The sequence below is a fragment of the Coriobacteriia bacterium genome (genome assembly GCA_016649875.1).
GTDB lineage: Bacteria > Actinomycetota > Coriobacteriia > WRKU01 > JAENWW01 > JAENWW01.
The window spans coordinates 1-18,532 of the sequence record JAENWW010000012.1; the positions used below are offsets into that span (position 1 = coordinate 1).

Here is an 18,532-nt window from a genome sequence, read left to right on the forward strand (position 1 = left end):
TCAACCGGTTTCCCTCTTGGAGATATGACAGCAACCTTTAGAGGAACATTTACAGAAGCCGGGACTAAAACAGTAACGGTAGAGTTTGTAGAAGTAGCAACAGGTACGGTCTTAGGAAGCAAAGATATAGCAGCAACAGTAGCAGCAGCTAACAGCAAACCAGTAGCAGCTAACCAAGGTCCAACAAGCGTAACAGTAGGTACAACTTATTCATTAGATCTAAGCACAATCTTCACAGATGCTGATTCAGATGCAATGACTTATTCACTAGTAAGTTATACTACTGCTGAATTATCACCAAGTTTAGTTGATGGTAAGACAGTAACGTACACACCATCAACAAACGATGCCGGCAAAACCGTAATAATAACAGTTAAAGCGAATGATGGAAAAGAAGACAGCGCAAATGTAACCATCACACTGACCGTCAACTCTTAAGTTAACCAATTAGCAAAATGAGTCCCTGTGCGTAAAATGCAGGGAGCAAGTCAAGGTCCCGCGGGCAGTGTCGAACCAGACTCACCTGCGGGGCTTTTTCTTATGTATATGTTTCCGCGCCCTCGCCGGAATACTCGGACAGTTTCGAGGGATTTAACTTGGCGCTCAAGTCGCAGTGCTATAATTTTATTGATGCCCATGATCACTCCGATATCGATTCGGCCCTCGAGAAAGAGATAGTCATGTCTGAAGAAAAGATTGCAATCCTCACCGACTCCGGAACCGATGTTCCACAGGAGTATCGTGATAAATACAACATGTACGTGTCTCCTCTCATGCTTATTTACAAGGACGGGCAGTACCGAGACGGGGTGGATATTCAGCCCGAAGACGTGTATGCGCGTTTTCCCGATGATATTCCGTCGACTTCGCTCCCGAGCCCTGTCGATGTTCAAGAAATCTTTAAAAAGATTAAAGCCGATGGGTATGAAAAGGTTATAGTAATCAACATTTCGAGCGGTCTGAGCGGTACATTCAACATGATGAACAACTTCGGACCATCGCCCGAAGGGCTGGAAGTTCGCTATATAGATACGAAGAACATAGCCATCGGAAGCGGATTTTCCGCCATACGTGCCGGCGAACTGATCGAGCAAGGGCTTTCGTTTGAAAAAGTATGCGAAGGGGTCGAAAAGGCGTCGCAAAACACGAAACTCTACTTCTGTGTTTCGACTCTCGAGTATTTGAGGAAGGGCGGACGTATCGGTTTGGTTGCTGCCGTCATGGGCACCATCCTTGATTTGAAGCCGGTCATATCTTGTAATGAAGATGGGATATATGACACCGTTGCAAAGTCTCGCGGACGCAAGAAGTCGCTAAAGGCCGCTCTTGAGTTGGCCGTCGATTTCGCCGAAAATTCGAGCGAATACAACATTACTGTGGTGCACGGTAATGCGAAGGAAGAGGCGGATGCGCTCTTGGAAGTCATGAAAGCGCTGCTGCCGAAATTCCGCATTGCAATCGAGGGGCAAATTACATCCTCGCTCGTCGTGCATACGGGGCCGGGGGTCATAGGTATCGGCGTTCAACGCTTGGCGTAAAACGTCCGCACCCCGGAATATGGATTTGTTTGATTTCTTCCTGCAAATGTGGATATTATATAGGAAAGACAATAGATTGAGACTTAGCTCGTAGAACGCGAGCATATAAAGAAAGTTCACTGAGAAGATTTGATCGTAGAGCGCGAACAGGGTAAACAAAAAAAGCTCACCGAGAAGACAGAGAAGCCCCCATTTCCGGATGGGAGTTTTTCTAAGAGAGGAGGAGCTATTATGGCTACTTCATCGTTTAGTAAGGATTTTACGTTAACCAGTAAAAAAGCGGTTGATTCGTTTACGAAAATCATATCTGTTCCTGCGGTAAGCGTAAAAATTGATAGGAGTTTGTTGACGCCTGAAAGAGAAAGGCAAGGCGAACTGAAAGTAAAACAAATGTTGTCTCGCTAAATTTTAAAAGAAAAAGCTATACCATGAAAGCGCTGCTGCCGAAATTCCGCATTGCAATCGAGGGGCAGGATATCCTCGGTTAGTATTTTTCTCCAAAAACGATACAGACCCGTGCTTTTGTGCTAAACTTTCAGTTCTGCGCATGCGAGAAGTTACGGAAGAGTCGGTTCGCATCGATTCATGTCCCTGTCGAAATGCATACGCGATTTTTTTGGTGGGTATAGCTCAGTTGGTTAGAGCGCCGCACTGTGGCTGCGGAGGCCGAGGGTTCGAATCCCTTTACCCACCCCAACAAAACTACCGAACCTGTCCTTGCGGCAGGTTTTTTCACGTGATAGGGCCTTTTTGTCTACAATGGAATTTATCGGAAACGCACGAAAAGGAGAGCGCTCGTGAACTGGAAATCATTCATCAGGGAAAATATACATCCTATGTCGCCCTACGCGCCGGGACTTCGTGGCTCCGAAGTCAAAGATCGCTGCTCTCGAGAAGAGATTCTCAAAATATCGAGCAACGAGAACCCCTACGGGCCGTTTCCGCGCGCAATCGAAGCGGGAAAGAAAATCATCGAGCATCTCAATCGCTATCCGGACGGATCTTCGCGTGACGTTCGCAAGCGTCTGAGCGGCTATTACGGCATCGACTATGAAAACATTGTGGCCGGCAACGGCAGCAACGAACTCCTCGTGCATATCGGCGAGGCATGCCTGGCACCCGGCGATGAAGTAATCTACTGTTGGCCGAGTTTCATCGTTTACCGTATGGTTTGTCAATTCACCGGAGCGACCGGTGTCGAAGTCGGCTTAAATGACGACGGTGCGTTCGATCTCAAAGCCGTCGCCGCGGCGGTAACCGACAAAACGAAAGTCATCTTTTTATGCAATCCGAATAATCCGACCGGGGGGATTTATCGGAAAGAGGAGTTCGAGGACTTCTTGGCATCGGTCTCCGATGATGTGTTGATTTGCATCGATGAGGCGTACGCCGAATATTGCGTCGATGCGTGTTACCCCAACGGGCTCGACTATTTCGACGGCGAACGTCCCCTCGTTGTTTTGCGAACTTTTTCGAAGATATACGCACTCGCCGGAGCTCGAATCGGATGGGCTGCTGCACCGTCTCCCCTTATAGAGGCGATTAACAAGATTCGCGAGCCTTTCAACGTCAACACCGTCGCCCAGGCGATGGCCTACTATTCGCTCGATGATGAGGCGGAACTCGATCGTAGAATGCTGGAGAACGCGAATCAGCGAGGTCGTTTATCCGCGATGTTTTCCGAACTCGGGCTGAAATTCGTCGAATCGCACACCAATTTCATGTACGTGTATTTCGACGATCCCGATAAAGTGTTCGATGAGCTTTTGAAGCACGGCGTCATCGTGCGCAACTTCGGTGCCGGCGGAGCGCTTCGCATCGGCGTGAGCACGCCTACTGACACTTCCTTATTAATCGAGGTGTTTCGTACGTTGAATGAAGAGGGGATTATTTAAGGAGAGCCTGCGGTGCTCCGACGTCAAGTAACCGAATCGGCTATAATAACAGGTGTAATTTGTCCATTCGCGCTCGCTTACGGTGATGGTGCATAAGCGCCTTAACACTTATGCGAGCGTTTTTATCGTCAGGGGAGTACGCTCTTGATTATCGCCATCGACGGCCCGGCAGGTTCAGGGAAATCCACGGTAGCCAAACAAGTCGCTTCGCGTCTTTTGTTCCACTATCTCGATACCGGTGCGATGTATCGTGCTTGCGCCTACCGCGCGCTCGAGCTCGGTATCGATTCGACGGATGAGGCGGCACTGGCCGCTCTAGCGAAACACGATTCGATAGAGTTCGGCTACGAAAAGGGCGAGGTTTTGCCTTCGCGTGTTTTTATCGCAGGGCAAGATGTCACTGATGCGATTCGCACTCCGCGGGTAGATGCGGCGGTAAGCCCTGTCTCGGCGTACCAGACCGTGCGTACGGCGCTTGTCGAACAACAGCGAGCGATTGCTGCGCAGGATGACTATGTGGTGGAAGGACGCGACATCGGTACGGCCGTTTTTCCCAACGCCGAGCTCAAAGTCTTCGTCACAGCCGAGCCGCAGGAGCGGGCCCGTCGCCGTGCCGAACAAAATCTCGAGCGCGGCATGGTCGGGGATTATGACAAAATCTACGAAGCGATTCTCGCACGGGACAAAGCCGACACCGAGCGAGAGGCATCTCCTCTCGAGGTCGCATGGGATGCCGTCACAATCGACACCACCAACCTCGACATCGAAGAAGTCATCGAGGCGATTGTCGTACTTGCGCGAAGAGAACAGGGCATATCCTAGATGAAACATGAAGAGCGTCGAGGAAAACTGTTCAAGGATGAAAGCATATCGAACTGGTGGGGAATGTATTGGGCGAATATCCTCATCGCTAAGCCGGCACATAGGCTGTATCGCATAAAGCTCGTCGATGTTGAAAACGTGCCGCAAGGGGCGTGTATCATGGCCGGCAATCACGTAAGCTACATCGATCCGATCGCGTTATGGGCGGGTATGCCGCAAGGGACCATTCATTTCGTGGCGAAATCCGAGCTGTATCACAATAAAGTTCTGGCATGGCTTCTCGACAGTGTCGGATCGGTGCCGGTGGCGCGCGGAGCGGCCGATCGTGCGATGATCAAGTGGGCGAGTGATTGCCTCAAGGGCGGTGAGTCCGTCGCGATTTTCCCCGAGGGGACACGTGGCCGAGGGCGCGATGACTTGGGCGGGCTCAATAAAGGGCAAGACGGGGCGGCGTTTCTTTCGTTACGCACCGGAGCGCCTATCGTTCCCATAGGAATCGCCGGCACTGATAAGATAATGCCGAAAGGCTCGAAGATGGTTCATTTTCCCCAAGTGATTCTGAAATTCGGAAAGCCCCTCCATCCGTCCGACTTCGAGGGGTCTCGAAAAGATAAAATGGCTGCGATGACGACGGCAGTGATGAAAGATATAGCGTGGTTACGCGATGGTGCCCGTGCCTTGGAAAAGAAGTAGAGAAGCGAACCCATGAAAGTCTTGATTGCACAATATGCGGGAGTTTGTTACGGGGTGGAGCGCGCTTTGCGTTTTGCCGAGCAAGCTACGAAAGACTCAAATTCGGTGCACAGCCTCGGTCCTCTGATCCATAATCCGCAGGCGGTCGAGAGGCTACGTTCCATCGGCGTCGAAGTCGCGGAATCCGTCGATGAGATCGAAGAGGGAACCCTTGTCATCAGGAGCCACGGTGTGGCGCCCGAGGTCATCGCGGAAGCGAAAAAGCGCAATCTGAACGTCATCGACGCCACCTGTCCTCACGTGAGTAAAGCTCAAGAGGCGGCGGCATTGCTGGCCGAGCAAGGGTATAGAGTCGTCATCGTCGGTGAGGCCGACCACCCCGAGGTCGCCGGAATAAAGGCATATGCCGGGGATGAGGCGCTCGTCGTTTCGAGTCCGAAGGAAATTCCGGCTCGTATCGGCGGGCGGAAGGTCGGTGTCGTGGTTCAAACGACACAGCTTGAGGAAACGCTTGAAGAAGTCGTCGCCGAGTTGCTAGAAAAAGCCAGTGAGCTTCGCGTCTTCAACACGATTTGCAGTGCAACCTCGAAACGCCAGCAGGCGGCTCATGAAATCGCGCAACAGGTGGATGTCGTGGTGGTCGTCGGCGGGCATAACTCCGGAAATACGACGCGCCTTGCAGAAATCTGCCGGAGCGTCAACCCGCGCACCTATCACGTGGAAACCGCTGACGAGCTCGAACCGGAATGGTTCACCGGTGCAAAAATCGCCGGTGTCACGGCGGGTACCTCAACGCCGGATGAGCAAATGCGCGGTGTGATCCATGTTCTTGAAGGGATGAATACTTAGATGGGCATCGAAACGGATAACTCATTGCTACCTACTGATAATTCGGACCGTTACGAGCGCTCGGAAGGGCGGCCCGGAGCCGTGCTGAAGACGGTTGCTCCCGGTTCTCCGGCAGATGAGGCCGGACTTGTTCCGGGGGAGCGAATCGTGCGTATCGAGGGCGAAGAATTGAGAGATATCATCGACTGGATGTGGTATGCCGATGATACGGAAGCCGAAATCGATGTTGAAGATAGCGGCAAAACGGTGCGCGAGGTGACACTTTCTCGCGACCTGGGGCAAGATTGGGGTATCGAGTTCGAGGATATTTTATTCGACGGCATCCGCCGGTGCCACAACGCTTGTACCTTTTGCTTTATGAACCAACTTCCGCAAGGGATGAGAGACTCACTTTACCTCAAAGACGACGACTTTCGGCTTTCGTTTTTACAGGGTAATTTCGTCACCTTGACAAACCTGTCGGATGCCGATGTCGACCGTATCGTCGAGCAGCATATTTCTCCTCTATACGTTTCGCTTCACGCATCGAATCCGCAGGTGCGAGAGACGCTCATCGGTAAAAACGCCCAGCGTGGGCTCGATAATTTCGTGGTGCTTGCAAAAGCCGGCATCGATATGAACGTGCAAATCGTACTCGTTCCCGAGGTAAACGACGGTGCGATTCTCGATGAGACGCTTCGATGGCTCAAAACATTTAAAGATCATGTGCCGAGCGTGGGAATCGTGCCGGTCGCTTATACGAACCAAACAAAGGAAATCGCAGGTCGTGAACCGAAGAGTTATAACTCTCAGCTTGCCGCGGCGCGCGTCATCGAACAAGTGCAGCATTACCAGTTCGAGGAACGGGCCGAGCGTGAGACCACGTGGGTCTATTTGGCCGATGAATTCTACATCTATGCTCAGGCTCCGTTCCCGAAGTCGGAATGGTACGATGAATTTCCGCAATATGAAAACGGAATCGGTATCGTGTGGTCGTTCGTCGATGAAATCAAAGAAAACCTCGCTCGCTATCAAGTCGCGGTGGGAAAGATCGGATTGGGCTCGGATGCGGCGACGGTGGTTGTCGGTGAACTTGCTTCTGAGACTCTGATCGGTGCGCTCAGCGCTCTCGATGCAGGCGGTCGCGTGCGTCTCCTCCCGGTGAGAAACTACTTTTTCGGGGGCAATGTATCGGTGACGGGGCTGTTGACCGGCATCGATTTGGTCACCACGATCCGTTATGACAGCGATCGCCTGGAACGTCCGACCACCTATCTTATTCCCGACATCATTCTCAACGCCTGCGGGCTGACGCTCGATGGGTATACGCCGGAACAAATTCGAGAAGATTGCGGCGCGAATATCGTCTTTCATGAAACGACAGTCGAGGCGCTCATCGAGTGCTTTGCAAATCTTAAGGAGCAATAATGCCAACATTGCCAATCGTTGCCGTAGTGGGACGACCAAACGTCGGCAAGTCGACTTTCGTCAACAGGATCGCTCAAACGGAAGATGCGATCGTGCACCGTTCGCGGGGAGTGACACGCGATCGCAGCTATCACACCGCCGAATGGTGCGGAAAGCACTTCATGCTCATCGACACGGGCGGTATCGAGATGGCCGAAGACGACGCTTTTCAGATATCGATTCGCGCCCAAGCCACGGTGGCGACGCGTGAGGCGGATATCATCATCTTTCTCGTCGACGGAAGGGTCGGTGTGACAGCTGATGATGAATCCGTCGCCCGTATGCTGAAGCGTTCGAACAAACCGATTTTTTTAGTGGTCAACAAAGTCGACACTCCGGGCTCTGAAAAGGAGACCTTTGAATTTTGGAACCTCGGCCTCGGCACACCCTATCCGATTTCATCGACGCACGGTAACGGGACGGGAGATCTGCTCGATGAGATCGTCAAAGATCTTCCCGATGCAGAAATGCTTGAAGATGACGGTGCGATTTCGGTTGCAGTCATCGGCCGCCCGAATGCGGGGAAGTCTTCACTGGCCAATAAACTCACCGGCGTGGATCGCTCGATCGTCTCCGACGTGGCGGGAACGACGCGCGATGCCGTTGACACGACCGTCGTTCATAACGACATCCTCTATCGTTTCGTCGACACGGCAGGCCTTCGCAGAAAGGGCGCCATAGACGAGGACATCGAATATTATGGATTCGTCCGTGCCATGCGTGCCATCGACCGCTGCGATGTCGCGTTGCTCGTTCTCGATTCGACGATAGGCTTGACCGACCAAGACCAACGGGTGGCGAGTTTTGCGGCCGACAGAGGCTGCGCCATCATCATCGTGATGAACAAGTGGGACTTGATGAAAGATGAAGAGGAGCGCGAGAGTTTTATCGCCCATGTCGAGGACAGACTCGGTTTCATCGGGTGGGCTCCGGTCGTTCGCGTAAGTGCTTTGACCGGCAAGAACGCCGTGAAAATATTCGACCACATCGACGTGGTATATGAAAACTTCTCACAAAGTATCTCGACGAGCAGTCTCAACAAGCTTCTGACCGAGATTCGCGATTTCGGGCACACGGTCAACAAGTACGGTAAGTCGCTTCGTATGAATTACGTCACACAGACGCATAAGTCTCCTCCGGGATTCACCTTTTTTGCCAATTTTCCCAATCTCGTCGATGAAAACTACAAGCGCTATATCGAAAATCGCATGAGAAAGCAATTCGGTTTTTCCGGCACGCCGATATACCTCAAGTTTAAGAAGAAAGATTAGAGGAGGGGACGCTGTGATCTTTTATCGATTCGTCGCCGCCTGTGTGGCCGGCTATTTGCTGGGTGCGATTCCCTTTTCGTTGGTTATCGGTAAAACGTTTTTCAAAATCGATCTTCGACGGTTCGGCTCGGGCAGTCTCGGAACAACCAACACGTTGCGTGTTTTGGGCGGTCGAGCCGCTCTCGCGGTGCTGCTGTTGGATGCGCTCAAAGGGACATGCGCCGTGTGGGTCGCTTGGCTGCTGGTTCCCACGTCCGTTTTCGGTGCATCGACTCACAGTTGGGCGTTGGTCGTCGGTACGTTCGCCGCGATTTTCGGACACGCATTCTCACCCTATATCGACTTTAAAGGTGGCAAGGGGGTGGCAACGACCGCCGGAGCGGTACTTGCGATGCAACCCATCGTCGCTTGCATCCTCATCGTCCTTTTTATCATTATCGTGTATTCCACGCGTTATGTTTCCGTCGCATCTATGGTCGTCGCGACGTTATATCCTATAATGGTACTTGTGTTTTACCGTGAGTTGCCGTTCATCTTGTTCGCGTTTATCGCCGCGATATTGATAATTTGGCTCCATCGCGCTAACATCGTTCGCCTCATAGCAGGCGAAGAATCGAAGATTTCTATTAAACACCGGGGCTCGCAGTCTCGCGGCGACCACTGATTCGGGAGGCATTTCAATGCAGGTTGCAGTTATAGGTGCCGGTTCATGGGGCACAGCAGTCGCGTGGTTACTCGACGGCAAGGGTATCGATGTTCGAGTTTGGGCGCGTGAGCCCGAAATCGCCGAACGCATAAATACCGATCACCATAACCCCGTGTATCTTCCCAAAGTCGAGTTTTCCGATCGGGTCATCTCCTCATCGGACATGCGGTATGTTTTGGACGGCGTCCAAGCAGCGGTCTTGGTCACTCCTTCGGTAGGGGTTCGTTCGACCGCAGAACTCATGGCCCCGTATCTGGGAGCGGATGTGCCCGTCGTCGTTTTGAGCAAGGGCATCGAAATGGGCTCGTCGAAATTGATGACCGAGGTTTTGGAGGAAGTGCTCGGCAATCCGAAACGCCTTGCCGGTCTTTCGGGGCCCAACCATGCAGAAGAGGTCAGCCATGCGGTTCCTTCCGCAACGGTCGTCGCTTCGAAAAATCCTCAGACCGCCGAGTTTTTTCAAAAGCTGTTCTCGACACCTTTTTTCCGGGTGTATACAAGTGACGATATCGTCGGTGTGGAGATGTGCGGAGCGGGCAAAAACATCATCGCCATCGCCTGCGGTTTGTGCGACGGACTAAGCCTCGGTGACAACACGAAAGCGACGTTGATGACGCGCGGTTTAGCCGAATTGTCCCGCTTGGGAATCACGGTGGGGGCCAACCCTTTGACCTACATGGGACTCGCGGGAATGGGCGACTTGATAGTGACGTGCACTTCCAAGCATTCGCGCAACAGGGCTCTCGGTGAGCTTGTCGCACGCGGCGGGTCGCTCGATGAATATCAAGAGCGAACGAAAATGGTCGTCGAGGGTGCCGTGGCATGCAAGGCGATTCGTGAACTCGCTCACGAAAAAGGTATCGAAATGCCCGTGACGAACATGGTTTACCAGATTTTGTACGAAGGACATTCACCCATCGAAGCCGGCGAGTGCTTGATGGAGCGCCCGCTACGCGAGGAGCGATGAACATGAGTTCGAATTCGGTGTTTTCGACGAAAGAACCCGGGCATCTGTTTATTTCGCCGTCACTTTTATCTGCCGACTTCACGGCACTGGGGGCGGCGGCGCAGTTGGTGGAACGCGCCGGTGCCGATATGATCCACATCGATGTGATGGATGGACACTTCGTGCCGAATCTCACCTTCGGCCCTCCCGTGATCAAAGCGCTGAAAAAAGTGACTTCGTTGCCGCTCGATGTGCATCTCATGATTGAAAACACCGACGAAACCTTAGGGTGGTACCTCGATGCCGGTGCCGATCTCATCACCGTACATGTGGAGAGTTGCGTTCACTTGCATCGGGTGATTTCACGCATCAAGGAATCGGGCGCCGCAGCCGGTGTATCTCTCAATCCGGGGACACCTCTGTGCACCGTGAAGCCGGTTCTGGCCGATGTCGACATGGTATTGCTGATGAGCGTCGACCCCGGTTTCGGCGGTCAGTCTTTCCTCGAGGGTACCGTCGGACGCATCGAAGGCCTTCGCGGTCTGTGCCTCGAAGAGCACGTTTCACCCGTCATACAGATCGACGGTGGAATCAATACCTCGACGGTGGTGAAAGTCGCCCGTGCCGGTGCCACCTGTTTTGTCGCCGGCAATGCGATCTTCGGTGCTTCCGACGCGCAAGCCGCTGTCGGCGAAATTCGCGACGCGGCATATCGCGCGTTTTTAATGTAGGGTGTATCATCGGTAGTCAGTGTCAGTGCTAGTTGAGAGAAGGACGGTGGATATGCGTCTTATTTCCGATTCTTTCAGAATAATCGGTCGGCCGTTTCTCGCACGCGCATATGAACTTGCGCTTGAGGGAGGGGCACGTACCGCCAGTCCCAACCCCATGGTCGGGTGCGTCGTCGTGTCCAAAGGCGTCGTGGTGGGAGAGGGCTATCACGAACGCGCCGGCGAGCCTCATGCAGAAATCGTCGCTTTGGAACATGCCGGTGAAAAAGCGAACGGCGCGACGGTTTATGTGACGCTCGAGCCGTGCAACCATACCGGCAGGACGGGGCCCTGCGCGCAGGCTTTGATCGAGGCGCAGGTCAAGCGCGTCGTGATAGGCGCTCCGGACCCCAACCCGAAGGCCATGGGGGGAGCAAAGGCTCTCAGCGACGCAGGAATCGACGTGGAGTTCGTCGACGATCCGCGTCCGTTCGAAGAGTTGACACGCGGTTGGGCAAAACGTCTGCGGACGGGCAAGCCTTATGTGCGGGTGAAGCTCGGTACTTCTTTGGATGCGGCGATCTCAATAAGTCGCGATTCCCAGACGACCATCACAGGAGCCTCGGGGGCAGAAGTCACCCGTCGTCTGCGCAAGTATGCCGACGGCGTGCTCATATCGGCATCGACGGCGATCGCCGATAACCCCTCGCTCACATTGCGCGGTATCAACGGTGAGCTTCTTGAAAACCAACCGAAGCGATACATACTGGTGCGTGTCCATGTTCCTCCGCGCGATCTGAAGGTATTTACCGACGGCGCCGCCGAGACCGTTATTTTATGCCCCGACTCGTTTGATGAAGATACCTTTGAGGGGTATAACGCAAAGGTTGTGTTTTATCCGATATCCGGTGGGCTCAACGCCGCGCTCGAGGCGATCGGCACTCTCGGTGTCAATTCGATTTTGATCGAGTCGGGACAGCGTTTGTTCACCGAAATCATCAACGGCCGCATACTCGATGAGCTCGTCACGGTGACCGCGGGCGGGTTCCTCGGAGCCGATTCCCTCAAAAGCTATGATGGCATCGCGACTATCGAGGGCTCGGAAAGTCCGCTTCGTGTCATGGAGCATCGATTGGTACCGTTCGATACCGCCATTTACGGCGATGTGGTGGCGACCATGTGGCGACCGCGCAGTGAGCGCGAGAAGTAGGAGATTTTCATGTTTACCGGAATAATCGAGACGGTTGGAATCATCAGCCGCATTTCGCAGGTTGACGGTGGCGCGCAACTTGAGATATACGCGCCCGATTTCGGTCGCGACATGGCAATCGGCGACTCGGTTGCGGTTAACGGTGCGTGTTTGACGATTGCGGCATTTTCACGCGGCTCATTCGTTGCGGATGTCAGTCTCGAGACGCTCGACAGAACGACGATGGGTTTGCTCCATGCACAAGAGAAAGTGAACCTCGAGCGTGCGATGCGCATGTCGGACAGACTCGGCGGGCACATGGTCAGCGGGCATGTGGATGCGGTGGGCACCTTTCTCCAGCGTCACATTTCGGGGAATTCGACCATTTATCAGTTCGAACTGCCCGATTACCTCGTTGATTACCTCATCGAAAAAGGTTCCCTGGCGATAAGCGGAATTTCACTTACGATTACGCGAGTCAAGAAAAATATGATTGCGTGTGCGGTCATTCCCCATACAGAAACGTCGACGATACTCGGCATGCTGCACGTCGGTGATCGAGTGAATGTCGAGATAGACATGATCGCCAAATACGTCCGCCGATTCAGTACGAATTTCGTGGAGGCAACCGGTGGTTTCGACGATTACGATAGTGCTGAAAACGGCGACCGCCTCGGAAATAAACTTCGGAATTTTCTCGAAGGCTGATGCGGCTCTTTTACCAACCCACATACGGAGATTAAAAAAATATGAGTATTCAAGAACAGAACGGAAAAGGTAAGTTCTCATCCATCGATGAGGCTTTGGAAGATGTGAAAAGAGGAAAGCCCATCATCGTCGTCGATGATGAGGATAGAGAAAATGAAGGAGATGTGGTAATCGCCGCGGCCAAGGCCACGCCCGATACCATCAACTTTTTCATCAAATATGCGCGCGGGCTCGTCTGCTTGCCGATGATGCGTTCTCGTCTCGATGAGCTGGGCATTCCTCCGATGGTCGAGGTCAATACCTCGGAACAAGGAACGGCGTTCCATGTATCGATCGGTGCGAAAGGCCGCATCACGACCGGCATCAGTGCCGCCGACAGGTGGGCGACTGTTGACGCGGCAATCGATGCGAACGCGACATCTGATGACATTTCGATGCCGGGACACGTGTTTCCTCTCGCCGCACGCGCTGGCGGAGTGCTCGAACGCGCGGGTCACACGGAGGCCGCGGTCGATCTTGCACGGTTGGCGGGGTTGTATCCTGCCGGTGTCATCTGCGAGATAATCAAAGAGGACGGCACTATGGCACGCCGCGACGATCTGTTCGAATTCGCAGCCGAACATGATATGAAAATAATCACCGTCGAAAAACTCATTCGCTATCGACGCCATTCCGAGAAGCTCATCGAGCACATCGCGACCGCCGATATGCCGACACGTGCCGGTTATTTCACCGCAGAGGCCTACGAATCCAAAGTCGACGGGCGCACCCATATCGCGCTTGTGGCCGGAGAGATCGGCGACGGTGAGAACGTGCTTGTGCGCGTTCACTCCGAGTGCTTGACGGGAGACGTCTTTCACAGTCTTCGTTGTGATTGCGGTGCGCAGTTCGACAAAGCGGCCGAGGAGATCCAAAAAGAGGGACGCGGTATCTTGCTTTACATGGTAGGGCAAGAAGGGCGCGGCATCGGTTTAGGCAACAAGATGCGTGCCTATGAACTCCAGGACAAAGGTGCCGATACCGTCGAGGCGAACATCGCTCTCGGGTTTGCGCCCGATTTGCGAGAGTACGGCATCGGTGCACAGATCCTCAGCGATTTGGGCGTCAAGTCGTTGCGTCTTTTGACCAATAATCCCAAAAAAGTCGTCGGCTTGGAAGGGTACGGTATGGAGATACTTTCGCAGGAACCCATAACCGCAGGTGTGAACTCCTGCAATATCGGATACTTGAGAACGAAGAACGAAAAGATGAACCACAGCTTGGAACTTTAGGAAGTTCACGCCGATTCGTTTATGTATGAATGACGGCGACGACAAAACCCGACATTACCGAAAGGATAGGGAAACACTATGACTGTATACGAAGGAAATCTCATCGGAAAAGGCTTGAAGGTCGGTATCGTGCTGGGTCGTTTCAACGATCTGCTGGGATCTCGATTGTTGAGCGGCGCGCAAGATGCACTTATCCGCCACGGCGTCGCAAGCCAAGACATCGATGTCGCATGGGTTCCCGGCGCATTCGAAATCCCGCTTGCCGCACAAAAGCTCGCCCAAAGCGCGAAGTACGATGTCATCTTGGCACTCGGCGTCATCATTCGCGGAGGGACTCCTCACTTCGAGTATATCGCGGCCGAGGTGAGCAAAGGCATCGCCAAGGTGATGCTTGATGAGAATGTTCCGGTCATGTTCGGAGTCATCACCGCCGATTCCATCGAACAGGCGATCGAGCGTGCAGGTACCAAGGCGGGGAACAAGGGCTTTGACGCCGCAGTCGCCGGCATTGAGATGGCTTCTTTGCTGAAATCGATCGGAAAGTAACCGACGGGAATCGCTTGTCGGGTACAGGGGTATTTTTGAGCCGTCAGAGGTGCTATATGTGCCTTCGACGGCTCTTTTTTTGTGCAATTCGGATGAAGCTTCTTGCAGTTGTTGACATACCTGACAAAAAAGGTAGTCTTTAGAAGTAGGAATTCTGACTCATCTTGTAGGGATTAAGAATGCGACTCACGACGAAATCAGAGTATGCACTTCTCGCGACCATCGATTTGGCGGTAGCCATCGGCGACGGTCCGGTGAACGCCCGTACGATTTCTCTCAGGCGAGAAGTTCCGTTGAAGTTTCTCGAACAGATTCTGCACGGGCTCCGTCAAGCCGATGTCATCACATCTGTGCGCGGAGCTCACGGGGGATTCGTCTTGGCGAAAGATCCCGAGAAGTTGACGGTACTCGACGTCGTCGAAGCGGTCGAAGGTCCCCTGCAGGCTACGGTCTGTGACTCGGCCAATCAAGCAACCGGGGTGGGATGCACAAAGCAAGCAAATTGTGCCGCCGCCCATGTTTGGGCCAAAGCCACCAAAGTCCTCAGAGATGAGTTTCAATCGACCACAATCGCCAGTTTGGCCGGTGCGCAAAAGCGCTTCGACAAGGAAATGAAAAAGGAGATGCAGTAACTATCATGACCAGATATCTCGATTACTCGGCAACCACCCCCGTCGACCCTCGCGTGCTCGAGGCGATGCTTCCGTATTTTACCGAACACTTCGGTAACGCGAACTCGCTTTACGCAATCGGGCGTGACGCTTTCACCACGTTGGAAGAGGCGCGAACGAGCATCGCCGGCAATATCGGCGCGAAAGCTCCTTCGGAATTCGTGTTCACCAGCGGAGGGACCGAGTCTGACAACATGGCGCTCATCGGAAGCATGAATCGTCTGGCTCCCGACGGTGGAGGGCATATCGTCACTTCAGCCTATGAGCACCATGCGATACTCGAGCCCGCTCATTGGCTCGAAAAGCAGGGACATGAGGTTACATTGGTCAAGCCCGGCGCAGACGGTCATATCCATGCCGAGGATGTCGCTGCGGCGATCAAGCCCAACACGAAACTCGTTTCAATCATCCATGCCAACAACGAGGTCGGAGCGATAAACGACATCAAAGCGATTTCGGAGGTGGCGCATGCGGCTGGTGCCGTCATGCACACCGATGCGGTTCAGTCACTCGGCAAAATACCGTTTGACGTCGAGGATCTCGGCATCGATCTCGCAAGTTTTTCAGCGCACAAAATTTACGGCCCCAAGGGCATCGGCGGACTTTATATCCGTCGCGGCACGAAGCTCGATCCCTTCATCAAAGGCGGCGGCCAAGAACAGCGCCGCCGTTCGGGAACGCAAAACGTCGCCGGAGCAGTCGGTTTCGCGAAAGCCCTCGAGCTTATGATTGCAGAGCAGGAAACGGAGATGCCTCGCTTGGTGGCACTGCGTGATTCGGTCATAGAGCAGGTGCTCGCCCGACTTGAAAACACCATCACATCCCTTGATTCCGGTGATCGTCTTCCCAACATCGCGCCCTTGATCGTCAAAGGCGTGGAGGGCGAGTCGATGCTTTTGCAGCTCGATAATCTCGGATTTTCGATATCCACGGGTTCGGCATGCAGCTCGGGTTCTCTTGAGCCGAGCCACGTTCTCCTCGCGATCGGAATCCCTCAAGTGATTGCGCACGGAAGTCTCAGAGTTTCGTTGGGACGCTATACCACTCAGCAAGATATCGATGATTTCGTCGAGGCTCTCGTGCCCATTGTGGAGCGTTTGCGCGCGATGTCACCTGTTTATACCAGAATGTTTTGTTCCGGCAAATAGTAGTGAATGTTTTGTTCCGGCAAATAGTCAAAGAGTAGTATTACGGCGAAAGATTACGGCGAAAGGGTAGGTACCGTTAATGATTTACACAGAAAAGGTTATGGATCACTTTAACAATCCGCGCAATGTCGGCGTCATAGAAGATGCCGACGGGGTAGGCGAAGTCGGGAACCCGACGTGCGGCGACATCATGAAAATCACCATCAAAGTCGATGATGATGATACGCTTACCGATCTCAAGTTCCAAACCCTTGGGTGCGGAGCGGCGATAGCGACATCTTCCATGATCACCGAACTCGCCAAAGGCATGAAAATTCAAGATGCGGTGAGGATTTCGAAACAAGAAGTCGCCGATGAGCTCGATGGTTTGCCGGCGCCGAAAATGCACTGTTCGGTGCTTGCCACCGACGGTCTGAAGGTGGCAATCGATGATTATCTCAAGAAACACGGGCGTGAGCCTCTCGCCGGTGAGATCAAGTCGGCCGACCCCAACTTCGATCCGCATGCGGAAGAGGACTAATTCCCGTGCGAAGATTAGCTGACTGTCACATGCATACCGAGCTTTGCGGGCATGCGGTGGGAACGCCCACCGACATGTTGCGTGCGGTTCAAAACGCCGGGCTGCTCGGTGCCGTCATGACCGAGCATCTTCCGTTGAAACCCGAACTCGATCCCGAAGGGATCTATGCGATGCGCGGCGATGTGGACACTCTCTACGTCGCCGAGCTTCGTGATTTGCGATTCGACTGGGATGGTGCCGATCTCGTTATCGGCGCCGAAGCCGACTGGCTATCGACGGATCTTGCGTGGACGGCCGAGTCGGTGAGGCAGGCTCGCGCTTGCGGGGTCGAAGTCGTGCTCGGCAGTGTGCATTTTCTCGATGGCTGGGCGTTTGACGATCCGAACTATCTTGAAGAGTGGGACAAGCGCGACGTCGATGCCGTGTGGGAAGATTATTTCACGCAGTGGTGTGCGGCAGCCTCCTCCGGTCTCTACGATGTGATGTCTCATCCCGATCTGGTGAAAAAGTTCGGGCATCGTGCAAGCAATGAAGATGATTTTTATGCGGAGGCGGCTCGCGTCGCCGGGCAATCCGGCGTGTTGGTCGAGGTGTCGACGGCAGGGTGGAGAAAACCGGTGAAAGAGCAATATCCGTCCGTGGGATTCATTAAGCGCTTCATCGAAAACGGCGTGCATTTCACGCTCGGGTCCGATGCGCATGATCCCGCGGAAGTCGGCTATCGCCTGAATGACGCCGCCGATATTCTCGCCTCCTTAGGGGAGACGCGCATAGCTTATCCACAACGTGAAGGGAATATCAGATGGCTGGATCTGTAGTCACCGTCGCAGAAATCGCACAAGGAATAGAAAACGTCTATCCTTCGAGCGGGAGTGCTTCATGGGATAACGTCGGTTTGCTCGTCGGAGATCCTTCTCAGGCGGTCGAGGGAATAGTATTCGCACTCGATCCGACGCTTGAGGTACTCGAGTTCGCGACAGCAAAGGCGGCAAATGTCGTCGTCACCCATCATCCGGTGTTTCTCTCACCGTTGCAAAATGTGAATACCTCACAAAGCTATAACGCTCGCGTGGTTCACGAAGCCATCAAACGCGGCATCGCTCTCATAAACGCCCACACGAACCTCGACGTTGCCCGCGATGCGAAATATATCTTGGGGTCGAAACTGGGGTTATTGGACAGAGGAGATCTTGAAACATCGGAGCCTCCTTCGTATGCCGAGCTTTGGGAGGTTCCCACTCCGCGTTCGCTTGCCGAAGTGGCGCGCTCATGCAGAGAAGTCTTCGGAGTCTTTCCGCGCGTGTGGGGAGAGGCGACGAAACAGGTGATCCGCATAGTCACTGCAACGGGTTCTGCTTCGTCGCGCGTCGATGAAGCGCTCAGTGCTCACGCAGACCTTTTGATTGCGGGAGAAATCCACTATCATGAGTGTCTTGCCGCAAGGGAACAAGGCTTGGCCTGTATCGAACTCGGCCATGATGTCTCCGAGTGGCCTTTGGTTCCGCTTTTGAAAGAAGCGGTACTTTCCAACACGTTCATTTCGCCTACCAAGGTCTACGATATGCCCGCCGGTGCGCACTGGTGGGTTTCGATTGGAGAGTAA

Annotated in this window: 21 protein-coding genes and 1 tRNA gene; all 22 read left to right on the forward strand. The window is 53.6% G+C overall.

The window, feature by feature from the left end; genetic code table 11:
• Nucleotides 1-24 precede the first annotated feature (24 nt).
• The 22 genes from JJE36_05465 to JJE36_05570 all read left to right on the forward strand — a co-directional run bounded on the left by JJE36_05465 (nucleotide 25) and on the right by JJE36_05570 (nucleotide 18,532).
• Nucleotides 25-438: a hypothetical protein gene (locus JJE36_05465; protein ID MBK5211743.1), complete on the forward strand. Its 414-nt coding sequence runs from the start codon at nucleotides 25-27 to the stop codon at nucleotides 436-438.
• A gap of 242 nt (nucleotides 439-680) precedes the next feature.
• Nucleotides 681-1,538, forward strand: coding sequence for a DegV family protein (locus tag JJE36_05470; GenBank protein ID MBK5211744.1), 858 nt, complete (start codon nucleotides 681-683; stop codon nucleotides 1,536-1,538).
• Between the two features lie 231 nt (nucleotides 1,539-1,769).
• Nucleotides 1,770-1,943, forward strand: coding sequence for a hypothetical protein (locus JJE36_05475; GenBank protein ID MBK5211745.1), 174 nt, complete (start codon nucleotides 1,770-1,772; stop codon nucleotides 1,941-1,943).
• Nucleotides 1,944-2,157: 214 nt separating this feature from the next.
• Nucleotides 2,158-2,234, forward strand: a tRNA-His gene (locus JJE36_05480).
• A gap of 140 nt (nucleotides 2,235-2,374) precedes the next feature.
• Nucleotides 2,375-3,433, forward strand: coding sequence for a histidinol-phosphate transaminase (gene hisC, locus JJE36_05485; protein MBK5211746.1), 1,059 nt, complete (start codon nucleotides 2,375-2,377; stop codon nucleotides 3,431-3,433).
• Nucleotides 3,434-3,577: 144 nt separating this feature from the next.
• Complete coding sequence (locus JJE36_05490) at nucleotides 3,578-4,255, forward strand: (d)CMP kinase (protein MBK5211747.1); 678 nt, start codon at nucleotides 3,578-3,580, stop codon at nucleotides 4,253-4,255.
• Nucleotides 4,256-4,948: a 1-acyl-sn-glycerol-3-phosphate acyltransferase gene (locus JJE36_05495; protein ID MBK5211748.1), complete on the forward strand. Its 693-nt coding sequence runs from the start codon at nucleotides 4,256-4,258 to the stop codon at nucleotides 4,946-4,948.
• Nucleotides 4,949-4,960: 12 nt separating this feature from the next.
• Nucleotides 4,961-5,797 carry a 4-hydroxy-3-methylbut-2-enyl diphosphate reductase gene (locus tag JJE36_05500; protein MBK5211749.1) on the forward strand — a complete coding sequence of 279 codons (837 nt, stop codon included), beginning with the start codon at nucleotides 4,961-4,963 and terminating at the stop codon, nucleotides 5,795-5,797.
• Nucleotides 5,798-7,204 carry a DUF512 domain-containing protein gene (locus tag JJE36_05505; protein ID MBK5211750.1) on the forward strand — a complete coding sequence of 469 codons (1,407 nt, stop codon included), beginning with the start codon at nucleotides 5,798-5,800 and terminating at the stop codon, nucleotides 7,202-7,204.
• Entirely contained in the window at nucleotides 7,204-8,514 is a 1,311-nt protein-coding gene (gene der / locus JJE36_05510) for a ribosome biogenesis GTPase Der (GenBank protein ID MBK5211751.1), read from the forward strand. The genes JJE36_05505 and der overlap by 1 nt, the downstream gene beginning before the upstream one ends.
• Before the next feature lie 13 nt (nucleotides 8,515-8,527).
• On the forward strand, nucleotides 8,528-9,178 hold the full coding sequence (gene plsY, locus JJE36_05515; GenBank protein MBK5211752.1) for a glycerol-3-phosphate 1-O-acyltransferase PlsY: 651 nt from the start codon (nucleotides 8,528-8,530) through the stop codon (nucleotides 9,176-9,178).
• Nucleotides 9,179-9,194: 16 nt separating this feature from the next.
• Nucleotides 9,195-10,187: an NAD(P)-dependent glycerol-3-phosphate dehydrogenase gene (locus JJE36_05520; protein MBK5211753.1), complete on the forward strand. Its 993-nt coding sequence runs from the start codon at nucleotides 9,195-9,197 to the stop codon at nucleotides 10,185-10,187.
• 2 nt (nucleotides 10,188-10,189) lie between these two features.
• Entirely contained in the window at nucleotides 10,190-10,897 is a 708-nt protein-coding gene (locus JJE36_05525; GenBank protein ID MBK5211754.1) for a ribulose-phosphate 3-epimerase, read from the forward strand.
• A gap of 52 nt (nucleotides 10,898-10,949) precedes the next feature.
• A complete protein-coding gene (ribD, locus tag JJE36_05530) occupies nucleotides 10,950-12,086 on the forward strand; it encodes a bifunctional diaminohydroxyphosphoribosylaminopyrimidine deaminase/5-amino-6-(5-phosphoribosylamino)uracil reductase RibD (protein ID MBK5211755.1) in 1,137 nt (378 codons plus the stop codon).
• 9 nt (nucleotides 12,087-12,095) lie between these two features.
• A complete protein-coding gene (locus tag JJE36_05535) occupies nucleotides 12,096-12,773 on the forward strand; it encodes a riboflavin synthase (protein ID MBK5211756.1) in 678 nt (225 codons plus the stop codon).
• A gap of 41 nt (nucleotides 12,774-12,814) precedes the next feature.
• Nucleotides 12,815-14,044 carry a bifunctional 3,4-dihydroxy-2-butanone-4-phosphate synthase/GTP cyclohydrolase II gene (locus JJE36_05540; GenBank protein MBK5211757.1) on the forward strand — a complete coding sequence of 410 codons (1,230 nt, stop codon included), beginning with the start codon at nucleotides 12,815-12,817 and terminating at the stop codon, nucleotides 14,042-14,044.
• Between the two features lie 78 nt (nucleotides 14,045-14,122).
• On the forward strand, nucleotides 14,123-14,590 hold the full coding sequence (locus tag JJE36_05545; GenBank protein MBK5211758.1) for a 6,7-dimethyl-8-ribityllumazine synthase: 468 nt from the start codon (nucleotides 14,123-14,125) through the stop codon (nucleotides 14,588-14,590).
• 179 nt (nucleotides 14,591-14,769) lie between these two features.
• Nucleotides 14,770-15,222, forward strand: coding sequence for an Rrf2 family transcriptional regulator (locus tag JJE36_05550; protein MBK5211759.1), 453 nt, complete (start codon nucleotides 14,770-14,772; stop codon nucleotides 15,220-15,222).
• A 5-nt stretch (nucleotides 15,223-15,227) separates the two neighbouring features.
• Nucleotides 15,228-16,409, forward strand: coding sequence for a cysteine desulfurase (locus tag JJE36_05555; protein MBK5211760.1), 1,182 nt, complete (start codon nucleotides 15,228-15,230; stop codon nucleotides 16,407-16,409).
• Between the two features lie 79 nt (nucleotides 16,410-16,488).
• Nucleotides 16,489-16,929 carry a Fe-S cluster assembly scaffold protein NifU gene (nifU, locus tag JJE36_05560; GenBank protein ID MBK5211761.1) on the forward strand — a complete coding sequence of 147 codons (441 nt, stop codon included), beginning with the start codon at nucleotides 16,489-16,491 and terminating at the stop codon, nucleotides 16,927-16,929.
• 5 nt (nucleotides 16,930-16,934) lie between these two features.
• Nucleotides 16,935-17,747: a histidinol-phosphatase HisJ family protein gene (locus tag JJE36_05565; protein ID MBK5211762.1), complete on the forward strand. Its 813-nt coding sequence runs from the start codon at nucleotides 16,935-16,937 to the stop codon at nucleotides 17,745-17,747.
• Nucleotides 17,732-18,532: a Nif3-like dinuclear metal center hexameric protein gene (locus JJE36_05570; GenBank protein MBK5211763.1), complete on the forward strand. Its 801-nt coding sequence runs from the start codon at nucleotides 17,732-17,734 to the stop codon at nucleotides 18,530-18,532. Before JJE36_05565 ends, JJE36_05570 begins: the two co-directional genes overlap by 16 nt.